This is a genomic window from Nitratidesulfovibrio oxamicus (assembly GCF_015731765.1).
Taxonomy (GTDB): domain Bacteria; phylum Desulfobacterota; class Desulfovibrionia; order Desulfovibrionales; family Desulfovibrionaceae; genus Cupidesulfovibrio; species Cupidesulfovibrio oxamicus.
In genome coordinates this window covers 1-11,097 of record NZ_VRYY01000783.1, presented here as the reverse complement: position 1 = coordinate 11,097, position 11,097 = coordinate 1, and the positions used below count along the sequence as shown (strand labels likewise).

General features: G+C 64.5%; 7 protein-coding genes. 2 read left to right on the top strand and 5 right to left on the bottom strand.

Annotation, left to right across the window (positions count from 1 at the left end; translation table 11 throughout):
* Window positions 1-298 precede the first annotated feature (298 nt).
* Window positions 299-3,508, bottom strand: coding sequence for a DEAD/DEAH box helicase (locus tag FVW20_RS18510; RefSeq protein WP_196610723.1), 3,210 nt, complete (start codon window positions 3,506-3,508; stop codon window positions 299-301).
* A gap of 277 nt (window positions 3,509-3,785) precedes the next feature.
* On the opposite strand from FVW20_RS18510, the gene FVW20_RS18505 reads away from it, so the two are divergent.
* Both FVW20_RS18505 and FVW20_RS18500 read left to right on the top strand, forming a co-directional pair.
* Window positions 3,786-5,540: a peptide-binding protein gene (locus FVW20_RS18505; RefSeq protein ID WP_196610722.1), complete on the top strand. Its 1,755-nt coding sequence runs from the start codon at window positions 3,786-3,788 to the stop codon at window positions 5,538-5,540.
* A 175-nt stretch (window positions 5,541-5,715) separates the two neighbouring features.
* Complete coding sequence (locus tag FVW20_RS18500; protein WP_196610721.1) at window positions 5,716-7,884, top strand: RelA/SpoT family protein; 2,169 nt, start codon at window positions 5,716-5,718, stop codon at window positions 7,882-7,884.
* A gap of 230 nt (window positions 7,885-8,114) precedes the next feature.
* Here FVW20_RS18500 and FVW20_RS18495 read toward each other — a convergent pair whose 3' ends face one another.
* From FVW20_RS18495 to FVW20_RS18480, 4 genes are all read right to left on the bottom strand, one after another.
* Window positions 8,115-9,002, bottom strand: a complete 888-nt coding sequence (locus FVW20_RS18495) for a flagellin N-terminal helical domain-containing protein (protein ID WP_035065360.1) — start codon at window positions 9,000-9,002, stop codon at window positions 8,115-8,117.
* Window positions 9,003-9,428: 426 nt separating this feature from the next.
* Window positions 9,429-9,953: a YidH family protein gene (locus tag FVW20_RS18490; RefSeq protein WP_231039258.1), complete on the bottom strand. Its 525-nt coding sequence runs from the start codon at window positions 9,951-9,953 to the stop codon at window positions 9,429-9,431.
* Window positions 9,954-10,013: 60 nt separating this feature from the next.
* On the bottom strand, window positions 10,014-10,265 hold the full coding sequence (locus FVW20_RS18485; protein ID WP_196610720.1) for a hypothetical protein: 252 nt from the start codon (window positions 10,263-10,265) through the stop codon (window positions 10,014-10,016).
* Window positions 10,266-10,419: 154 nt separating this feature from the next.
* Window positions 10,420-11,097 (bottom strand): PQQ-dependent sugar dehydrogenase (locus FVW20_RS18480; RefSeq protein ID WP_196610719.1); only part of this gene is annotated, 678 nt, incomplete at its 5' end.

Here is an 11,097-nt window from a genome sequence, read left to right as displayed (position 1 = left end):
CCCGCCGTGCCCGGACGCGCGGCAACGCCCACGCTGCATGGCGGCCCGTCGCCACCCCGCCTCCATCCCCGACATGGCGGGTCCCCCCAAGGGTGGCGGGCCGACCGCGAAGGCGCGGGGGGCATAGGACATGCCCCCCCGCCTTCGTCCTTTCAGGGCGATGAAAAACGGCGCGCTTCCCGTGGGAGGCGCGCCGTTCCGTTGTCGTGCGGATTGCGGAGCGTGATGGTGCCCGGGCGGATGTCGGGGGCGGCCGGAGCCCGGACCGGGAACGAAACGGGCAGGGGGACCAGGTCCGCTACACGTCGAACAGCATCTCCAGGTCCTCGCGCGTCAGCGATTTCCAGGCTTCCTGGCCGGGGATGATGGCTTCGGCCACGCCGCGCTTCATGTCCTGCAGCTTCAGGATCTTTTCTTCCACCGTGTTTTCGCAGATCAGCTTGTAGCTGAACACCTGGCGGGTCTGGCCGATGCGGTGCGTGCGGTCGGTGGCCTGGCTTTCCACGGCGGGGTTCCACCACGGGTCGTAGTGGATGACGTAGTCGGCCGAGGTCAGGTTAAGGCCCGTGCCGCCCGCCTTCAGTGAAATGAGGAAGATGGGAATCTCGGGCGTGTTGTTGAAGCGGTCCACCTGCTCGAAGCGGTCCTTGCTGGTGCCGTCCAGGTAGCAGAAGGGAATGGCGTTGATCTGCAGCCACGAGCGGATGATGTGCAGCATCTGCACGAACTGCGAGAACACCAGCACCTTGTGGCCTTCCTCCACGATGTCGGTGATCATGTCCTTGAAGGCGTCGAACTTGCCGGAGGGCAGGTTGGTGGTCAGCCCCGGCATGTCCAGTTTCAGCAGGCGCGGGTGGCAGCAGATCTGGCGCAGCTTGAGCAGCGCGTCCAGGATGGACATCTGGCTCTTGGCGATGCCCTTCTCGTCCACGTCGGCCATCACCTGTTCCTTCAGCTTGCGGGCAAGGGCGGTGTACAGTTCCGCCTGCTCTTCGGCCAGGGCGCAGTAGTAGGTGTTCTCGATCTTGGGGGGCAGGTCTTTCGCCACCTCGGACTTGGTGCGCCGCAGGATGAACGGGCGCACGCGAGTGCGCAGGTAGTCCAGGGTTTCGCTGTCGCCGTCCTTGATGGGCTTGATGATGCCCCGCTGGAAGGCGTGCTGCGATCCCAGGAAGCCCGGCATCAGGAACTCGAACAGCGACCACAGCTCGAACAGGTTGTTCTCGATGGGCGTGCCCGACAGGCACAGTCGCATGCGGGCGTTGATGCGCCGCACGGAACGCGCCGTGATGGTATTGGGGTTCTTGATGTTCTGCGCTTCGTCCAGGATGATCGAGTTGAACTCGTGCTCCTGCAACTCTTCAAGGTCGCGCCGCAACAGGGCGTAGGTGGTGACCACCAGGTCCGATTCGTCGATGCGGCGGAACATGCCCTCGCGCCGGGTGCCGTAGATGATCAGGCGGCGCAGCTCGGGCACGAATTTCTGGGCTTCACGGTCCCAGTTGGGCAGCACCGAGGTGGGCACCACGATCAGGTTGGGTCCCACCGCCCCGCGCTCCACCATGTGCTGGATGAACGACAGGGTCTGGATGGTCTTGCCGAGGCCCATTTCGTCGGCAAGGATGCCGCCGAAGCCGTATTCACGCAGGAAGTTGAGGTACGACAGCCCCTGCTGCTGGTAGCCGCGCAGTGACGCCGTAAGCCCCCTGGGCGGATCGATGGGCCGTATCTCGCGGAAGTTGCGGATCTTGTCGCGCAGGCTGTTCCAGAACGGGTCGGTCTGGGCGTCGGGCAGGTCGTCCAGCAGGCTGTCCAGCACCGGGGCCTCGAACTGCTGGAACTGCTTCTGCGGGGGCTTTTCCGGGTCCAGCCCAAGGGCCTGCAACTTGTGGGCGATGCGCTTCAGCCAGGCTTCGGGCAGGCTGGTGTACGAGCCGTCCTTCAGCTGCACGTAACGCTTGCCCTGGGCCCACGCCTTCCAGATCTTGTCGATGGGCACCTTCTGGCCGTCGTATTCCACGGTGATGTCGAGGGAGAACCACTTGTCTTCCTCGCTCGTTTCCACCTTGGCCGTGATGACGGGCTGCGACAGGCGCACCTTGTAGCGCGACAGGGCCTTTTCGCCGTACACGCGGTACAGTTCCACCAGCTTGGGATAGGCGTCGAGCAGGAAGTTGATGGCCTCTTCCGGTTCCAGGAACCACATGCGGTTGCTGCGCGGCTGAAAGCGCATTTCGGCCAGCAGTGCGGTAAGCGATGCCTCTTCTTCCTGGTGGCGGCGGATGAGGCAGGTGTGGCCGTCGATGGTGTAGCTGCCGGTCTGGAAGTCGGGGTTGGGGCCGGGCAGGTAGAATTCGCCGTGCACCGTCTCGTAGATGTTCTGGATTTCCAGCGTCAGCAGGCTGCCTTCCTCGTCCAGGAACAGCTTGGGGTTGTACGTGGCCGGCTGGAAGATGGGTTCCATGTGCTTCAGGAACTCTTCCTGCCCGTACAGGTCGCTGGTGGGCAGCTTGGTCCACACCCGGTCGAGGAACTCGGAAATGTCTTCCTGCGGGATCATCGGGGGCTGGCGCACAAGGTCCTGCACCAGTTGCGAGTTCAGGCTGGTGTGCACGGGGTAGAAACCCTTGTTCCAGCACACCCACAGCGGCATCTGGCCGTGAAAGGTCACCTCGCTGCCGATGATGGAGAACGGCTGCTTGCCCTCGCGGTGCAGCATCACGTCGAACGACAGCCCGTCGTCGGTGAGTTGCGGCTTCAGCTTCAGGCGCATGGAGGTGCGCTCGATGCGGCAGGGCTGGTCGGTGTCGCCCCAGAACAGGTAGTATTCGTTGCGGATGGCCCACAGGAACCAGGTCAGCAGGCCGTCCGGCACCTCTATGCGGTGCCCGTAGTAGTCCACGATCTGGCCGATCTGCTGCGCAACCTGCGCCAGCTGGGGCGAAAGTTCGCACCAGTCGGGGTTGCGCAGGATCTGTTCCAGCGTGATTTCATTGTGCACCGTGGACAGGCCCGACTTGTTCTGGCGGCCCCGGAACAGCGAAACCAGCAGACGCCCCGGTTCGGGGTGAAAGCGGAAGATCAGGTAGTGCTGGCCCGCCTCCGGCTCTATGGCGGTGGAAAAGAAGGCACGGAAATTCTGCCGCCATTCGGTCTTGGGCCGGGCGGGTTCCTCGCCGCCGGAGCGCGTTTCCAGCGACGACAGCATCTTGAGGGCGGTGGCCCCCACGTGTCTGCACACGCCGGAAAACGAGTCCGGGCAATTGCAATGGTAGGCGGTGGTGCCTTCGCCAAGGCTGATGGACAGCTTGGGCGAATATATCTGGAAGTCTTCCCCCTGGATGCTTCCTTCAACTTCCCAATAGCCGTCGGCCTTCTTCAGGCTCAATTTCTGGACGCCGCCTTCGGCGAGGATGTCCTGCGATCCGTCCAGGATGTATTCCGGGATGGAATCATGGACGAAGTCCTGCAGGAGCGAACGGACGGATTGCTCCTCGTTCAGTTCCATATGTTCGTGTGCTCCTCTGGAGTCGCAACCGGAGGGGAGGCGCGCATGCCGGTGCGGGCGGGGCGCGCTTCGAATTTGACCCCCCGTACGAAGCGCAATTGACTAGTTTAGTCCAAAATTGCGCCATTATCAATAGCAGGGGCGTTTGCTCACGGCGCGGGACAATGTTATCCAACGCGCTCGGGCAGGGTCCGGCGCGCCACGCGCGGGAATGCGCCCATGCTATCGTGAAATCATACCCCATCCACGGGAATAGGCAATAGCCGGAGGCAATCGCATGAACCGCACCGTTCCGCCCGTGCCGCGCGCCGCGCGCCCAGGCCTGTACCTTCTGATGCTTCTGCTGTGCCTGCTGCTGGCCGCCTGCGGCGACTCCGCCCCCCGGGGCGGCAAGGACGGGGACGGGGGCAGGAACGGCACCACGGGCGTAAACGCCACCGCCGCCGGGGGCAACTCCACCCCGGTCCGGGGAGGGCAGGTCGCCGCGCCAGCGCCCGGAGAACCGGTCACCGGTGACCGTATCATCCTCGGCACCATTGGCGAACCGTCCAACCTGCTGCCCTTCATCGCGTCCGACGCCTCGTCGCACGAGGTCAGCGACCAGATATTCGTGGCCGCGCTGCGCTACGACAAGGACCTGAACATCGAGAAGTGGGCCGCCGCCTCGTACGAAGTGCTGGAAAACGGCACCCTGCTGCGCTTCACCCTGCGCGACGACATCCGCTGGGAGGACGGCAAGCCCCTGACCGCCGACGACGTGGAGTTCACCTACAAGCTGATGGTGGACCCCAAGACCCCCACCCCCTACGCAGAGGACTACCTGGCCATCAAGGAATTCCGCAAGACGGGGCCGCTGTCGTTCGAGGTGCGCTACGCCAAGCCCTTTGCCCGTTCGCTGATCACCTGGATGCACGGGATCATGCCGAAGCACCTGCTGGAAGGGCAGGACCTGATGAGCACGCCCTTCTCGCGCAAGCCCGTGGGCGCCGGGCCTTACCGGCTGAAGGAATGGGAGGCGGGCACCCGCCTGACGCTTGAGGCCAGCCCCGGCTATTTCCTGGGCCGTCCGTACATCGACGAGGTAGTCTACCGGGTCATCCCCGACCTTTCCACCATGTTCCTGGAACTGAAGGCCCAGCGCCTGGACATGATGAGCCTGAGCCCGCAGCAGTACCTGCACCAGACCAACGGGGCCGAATGGGACATGGCCTGGCGCAAGTTCCAGTACCTGTCCTTCGGCTACAGTTATCTTGGCTACAACCTTGCGTTGCCCATGTTCAAGGATGTGAAGGTGCGCCAGGCGCTTACCTGCGCCATCGACCGCAAGGCGCTGGTGGCCGGGGTGCTGCTGGGGCAGGGCATGCCTACCGTGGGTCCGTACAAGCCGGGCACCTGGGTATACAATGACAAAATTGATGATTACCCGTATGATCCTGCCAAGGCCAGGGAACTGCTGGCCCAGGCAGGCTGGGCCGACACCAACGGCGACGGCCTTCTGGACAAGGACGGCGCGCCCTTCGCGTTCACCATCCTGACAAACCAGGGCAACGACCAGCGCATCAAGGCCGCCACCATTATCCAGAGCCAGCTCAAGTCCGTGGGCATCGACGTGAAGATACGCACGGTGGAGTGGGCGGCCTTCATCAAGGAATTCGTGGACAAGGGGCGCTTCGACGCCGTGCTGCTGGGCTGGAACATCCTGCAAGACCCCGACCTGTACGACGTGTGGCATTCGTCCAAGGCGGTGCCCGGCGGGCTGAACTTCGTGGGCTACAAGAACCCGGAGGTGGACGACCTGCTGGAACGCGCCCGCTCCACCTTCGACCAGGCCGAGCGCAAGAAGCTGTACGACCGGTTCCAGGAAATCCTGCACCGCGACCAGCCTTACTGCTTCCTGTACACGCCGTATTCGCTTCCCATCGTCAGTTCCCGTTTCCAGGGGCTGGAACCCGCTCCGGCAGGGCTGACCCACAATTTCACCCGCTGGTGGACCCCGAAGGAGCAGCAGCGGTACCGCATGCAGCAGCAATAGCTTGATTCCGGAGCCTTTTCCGGAAACAGCCCGTAGAGTATATTCAACTTCCTCCACCGCACCCGGCCCCGCCGCCGGGTGCGCGCGATTTCGCGGCAGTGACCGGCGGGGACCACACAGCCAACTCCGGCCATGGCGCTGCCCGTCCTGGCCGACGCACACGGGCCAGAACCGCATGATCCGCATCCAGGATGTTCTCGACAAGGTGGCGTCGGTCAACAAGAACGCCGACCTTGCCCTCATACAGAAGGCCTATGTGTACGCGGCCGCCGCGCACGCCGGACAGACGCGCCTTTCGGGCGAGCCGTACCTGTCGCACCCGCTGACGGTGGCCTATTCGCTGGCCGAAATGCGCTTTGACGAGGCTGCCATAGCCGCCGGGCTGCTCCACGACACGGTGGAAGACACCACCGTGAGCATCGAGGACATCGACACCCTGTTCGGCGAGGAAGTGGCCGACGTGGTGGATGGCGTCACCAAGATCAGCCAGATGACCTTCGAGAGCAAGGAAGAGGCCCAGGCAGAGAACATCCGCAAGATGATCCTGGCCATGGCGCACGACATCCGGGTGCTCATCGTCAAGCTGGCCGACCGCCTGCACAACATGCGCACCCTGGGTTTCCAGAAGTCGCACAAGCAGAAGCTGATCGCCCAGGAAACCATGGACATCTACGCCCCGCTTGCCAACCGGCTGGGGCTGCACCGCATCAAGCTGGAGCTCGAGGACCTGAGCTTCCGCTACCTGAAGCCCGACGTCTACGCCCAGATCGACGAATGGCTGGACACCAACCAGGTGGTGGAAAGCCACTACATCGAGCGGGTCATCACCCGCATCCGCGAGATACTGGAGAAGAACGAGATCAAGGGCGAGGTGCGCGGGCGCATCAAGCACAAGTACAGCATTTACAAGAAGATGGTGCAGCAGGACCTGACGCTGGACGACATGCACGACATCATCGCCTTCCGGGTGATCGTGGATGACCTGCGCGACTGCTACGCCGTGCTCGGCCTGATGCACGCCCAGTGGAAGCCGGTGCACGGGCGGTTCAAGGACTACATTTCCATGCCCAAGGCCAACGGGTACCGCAGCCTGCACACCACGGTCATCGGGCCGGAAGGCGAGCGCATGGAAATCCAGATCCGCACGGAGGAAATGCACCGCCTGGCGGAACACGGCGTGGCCTCGCACTGGCTGTACAAGGAAGGCGGGCGGGTGAACCCGCGCGACCTCGAGCAGTTCACCTGGCTGCACGAGATCCTGGACCGTCAGAAGATGGAGACCGACTCCAAGGAGTTCATGCAGTCGCTGCGCCTCGACCTGTTCAAGGACGAGGTGTACGTGTTCACCCCGCGCGGTGACGTGAAGGAACTGCCCGAAGGGGCAACCCCCATAGATTTCGCCTATCTGATCCATACAGAGGTGGGCAACCACTGTGCCGGGGCCAAGGTCAACGGCAAACTGGTGCCTCTTGGCACCGCCCTGAAAAGCGGCGACACCATAGAGGTCATCACCGACAACAGCCGCCGCCCCAGCCGCGACTGGCTGAAGTTCGTCAAGACGGCCAAGGCCCGCAGCCGCATCCAGCACTACATCCGCACCGAGGAGCGCGAACGGTCCATCACGCTGGGGCGCGAGATGCTGGAAAAGGAAGGGCGGCGCATGGGCATCAACATCGCCAAGGCCCTGCGAGACGGTGACCTGCTGCCCGTGATCAAGGAGCTTTCGTTGGGCAGCGTGGAGGACCTGCTGTCCAACGTGGGCTACGCCCGCTACACCCCCAAGAAGGTGCTGAAGCGCCTGCTGCCCAAGGACGAGGAGGCCGCGGCGGAAGAAGCCGCCAAGGCAGCCGAGGCCAGCGCCGCCAGCGCCGCCACGCGCGAGGCCAACCGCAGGGCGGACAGCGTGAGCATCAAGGGGGTGGACGACATCCTGGTGCGCTTCGCCCGTTGCTGCAACCCGCTGCCGGGCGACCCCATCATCGGCTTCATCAGCCGGGGGCGCGGGGTGACGGTGCATACGTCCGACTGTGCCAACGTGCAGACCATGGAGCCGGAACGGCTCATCTCGGTGTTCTGGGACGGGCAGGAGGACAAGCCCTACCCGGCGCGCATCCACCTGGTGTGCCGCAACGAAAAGGGCGTGCTGGCCCAGATTACCGCGCTGCTGGCCGAAGAGAACGTCAATATCGACTCCGGCAACATGCGCTCCATGGTGGACGGCAAGTCGGAAGTGGACTTTACCGTGGAGGTGCGCGACGTGGCGCACCTGTACCGGGCGCTGGACAAGCTGCGCAAGCTGCCCACGGTGGTGGAGGTGCTGCGCTCCACCTCGACCATGGAATAAAGGGAATAAGGGGAATAAGGGGCGGATGCGGAAGTCGGGAAGCCCCGCGCGAACACCTCCCACATTTCACGCAGCATGCGCGACAAAAGAGGGGCCTCCTTGCGGAGGCCCCTTTTGCTGGCGCTTGTGAGTGGAGAGGCTGGCCGTTTCCCTTGGGTGTGTGCCCGCGGCCCCGGCGTGGTCTGGAAGTCTTGTCGGGATTGACGGTGTCCTTGTCTTTCCCCTGCGTGCTACGTGCCCAACAGGTTCAACGCGAGACGGGGCAGCGAGTTGGCCTGTGAAAGCATGGCCACTGCCGACTGGGACAGAATCTGCTGGCGCACAAATTCGGTCATTTCCATCGACACGTCCACGTCCGATATGCGTGATTCGGCGGCCTGAAGGTTTTCGGCCTGGATCTGCAGGTTGCTGATGGTGTTTTCCAGACGGTTCTGGAGGGCGCCGAGCGAGGCGCGGATCTTGTCCTTGGAGATGATGGCGTTGGTCAGGCCTTCCAGGGCCGCCTGCGCCGCAGACTGGGTGGAGATGGACTTGCCCTTGCCGTCGGCGGCCTGGGCACCCACGCCAAGGGCGGACGCGGTCGCGTTGCCGATCTTGATGTAGTAGTAATCTTCCGCGCAGTCGTTGGCCGAACCGAAGTGCACCTTGAGCTTGCCGGAGGCTTCGATGCCCGAGCCGTCGTGAGCACCGGAAAGGTGCCCGTTCAGCAGGTGCACGCCGTTGAAGTCGGTGGAATTGGCGATTCGGGTGATTTCCGAGGCCATGGCCTGGTATTCCGAATCGATGATCAGGCGCTGGTCCGAGGTGTAGGTGCCGGTGGCAGCCTGTTCGGCCAGTTCCTTCATGCGGATCAGCTTTTCGTCGATGACGCCAAGGGCGCCGTCGGCGGTCTGGATCAGCGAGATGGCGTCGTTGGCGTTGCGCGCGCCCTGATTGAGCGACGCGATGTCGGCACGCATCAATTCGCGGATGGCGAGACCGGCGGCGTCGTCGGCAGCGGTGCCCACGCGCAGGCCCGATGAAAGCCGACGCACCGAAGTGGCGAGCTTGCCGTACGACAGGCTCAGGTTGTTGGTGGCGTTCATCGCCATCAAGTTGTGATTGATAACCAGTGACATGACCATTCCTCCTTGAATGTGTCGTCACGACTTCCCTTGCCAGATCGGGGGACGCGGCCTTGCGCCTGTGGCGCGGAAATCACCTCCGGTTGGCCGTAGATTCTCCCCTCCCCACTCGCTGGTCGTATCGGCGGCTATAAAAGACACTTTAGGGTTGGCCGGGCGTTTTTTTCATTTTTCTTGCCGTTTTCTCGTATCTTTTTGAAATTGAAGTTGTTTTTTTGGCGTTATTTTTGCGTGAGCGGCTTGGTGAAAGGTGAAGGGGCAGGCACATGCCCGGCATTGCCGACGGCATGGCCCGTCCTCCTGCACGGGGGCGCGCCAACGCCTGCCATGACAATGCCCGCGTGCCCTTGGCCAAGCGCAGCAAGGCCCGCGCGGCGGGTGCCGAACGGGCCGGGGCGGACAGGGGAGCGAGGCGCGCGGTTACTTCAGGAATTCGGCCAGCGCGCCGTTGCGTTCCTTCAGCAGGCGCAGGGTCTGTTCCTGCTGGCGCAGGCGGCGCACGGCCCGCAACGAAAGCCACGTGCCCAGCACCAGCAGGGCAAGGTTCAGCGCGCCCACCGGCAGCAGGAAGTGCAGCACGTCTTCGGTGTCGTAGTAGCGAGAGGTGGCGATGAGAAAGGTGGTCAGCGACATGGGCAACGCCACGATGGCAATGCCCGTGCGCAGCGCGGCCAGCGAGGTGCGCTTTTCCGCCAGCACCAGTTGCGCTTCGTTGATGATGATGGGGGCGGGCGGCGGCGGGCAGGTCGGTTCGTCGTGGTCAACCGGTGGTGCCGGGGCAACGGCCTGAAAGTCCATTGGGGCAGGCTGGAGGGAAGGGGGTGCGGGTTGGCCCGTGGGCACGCTGGCTGGCGACGCGGCGTGTTCGCCGGTTCGACCGGACTGGCCGGATTGCCCCGGTTGAGGGGATTGGGCGGGTTGGCCGGGTTGGGCGGGTTGGGTCATGGTGGGTCCGGCGGGTGCAGGGGTGGCGTAGGAAAGGGGGCTGGGCGATGGGCTGCAAGGTCAGGGACGGGAGGTCTTGCCCACGCTCACGTCGTACTGGCCGCGCGAGCGCACGACACAACCCGGTGCCAGCACAAGGGCCAGAGCCAGCGCGCAGACCAGCACCAGTCGAGCCCGATGCGCAAGGCGTCCGGTTTCCCCGGCTCCGTGGCATGGGCCGAGGGACGATTCCGGAGCGGTGCCGGACGCACGGCCAACCATGCGGCCAAACACGCGCCCAGGCATGCAGGGGGATGTGGGCAGGGTTGCCATGAAAGACCTCTGGCCGTTGCGGTGAATGTTGTGACAATCGGATAGTAGCGCGCGTGGCAAAAATGGCAACCTCGCGAGTGGCCCGGCAGTGGCGGGTCCGGCAGCCCCCCCGGCCACCCGGTGGCGGGCAGGCCTTTCCTCGTCCCAAGCGCCCTTACCGCCCGGCGTAGCGGATGCGGTAGATGGCCCCGGCATAGTCGTCAGCCACCAGCAGCGAGCCGTCCGGAAGCATCAGCAGGGCGGCGGGCCTGCCCCAGGGGGCTCCGCCGCGCAGCCAGCCCTCGGCAAAGGGGGCGTAGGACACGGCGCGCCCCCCTTCCAGCCGCACCAGGCTCACCCGGTAGCCGATGCGCGCGGAGCGGTTCCATGAGCCGTGCTCCGCGATGAACACCTGCCCGCGATACTCGGCGGGGAACTGCCGCCCGGTGTAGAAGACCATCCCCAGCGAGGCCACGTGCGGCCCCAGGTTGCGGGCCGGGGGCGTGGCGGCGGCGCAGGCGCCAAGGTCGCCGTACTCCGGATCGGCAATGGTGCCGCCGTGGCAGTACGGAAAGCCGAAGTCCAGCCCCGCCACGGGGGCGTGGTTCAGTTCGTCGGGTGGCAGGTCGTCGCCCAGCCAGTCGCGCCCGTTGTCGGTGAACCACAGCTCGCGGGTTTCCGGATGCCAGTCGAACCCCACGGTGTTGCGCACCCCGCGCGCGAACATTTCTTCGCCGGTGCCGTCGGGCCGCATGCGCAGGATGACCCCGTGGCGCGGCCCGGTGCGGCAGGCGTTGCACGGCGCGCCCACGGGCACGTACAGCAGGCCGTCCGGCCCGAAACCCAGGACCTT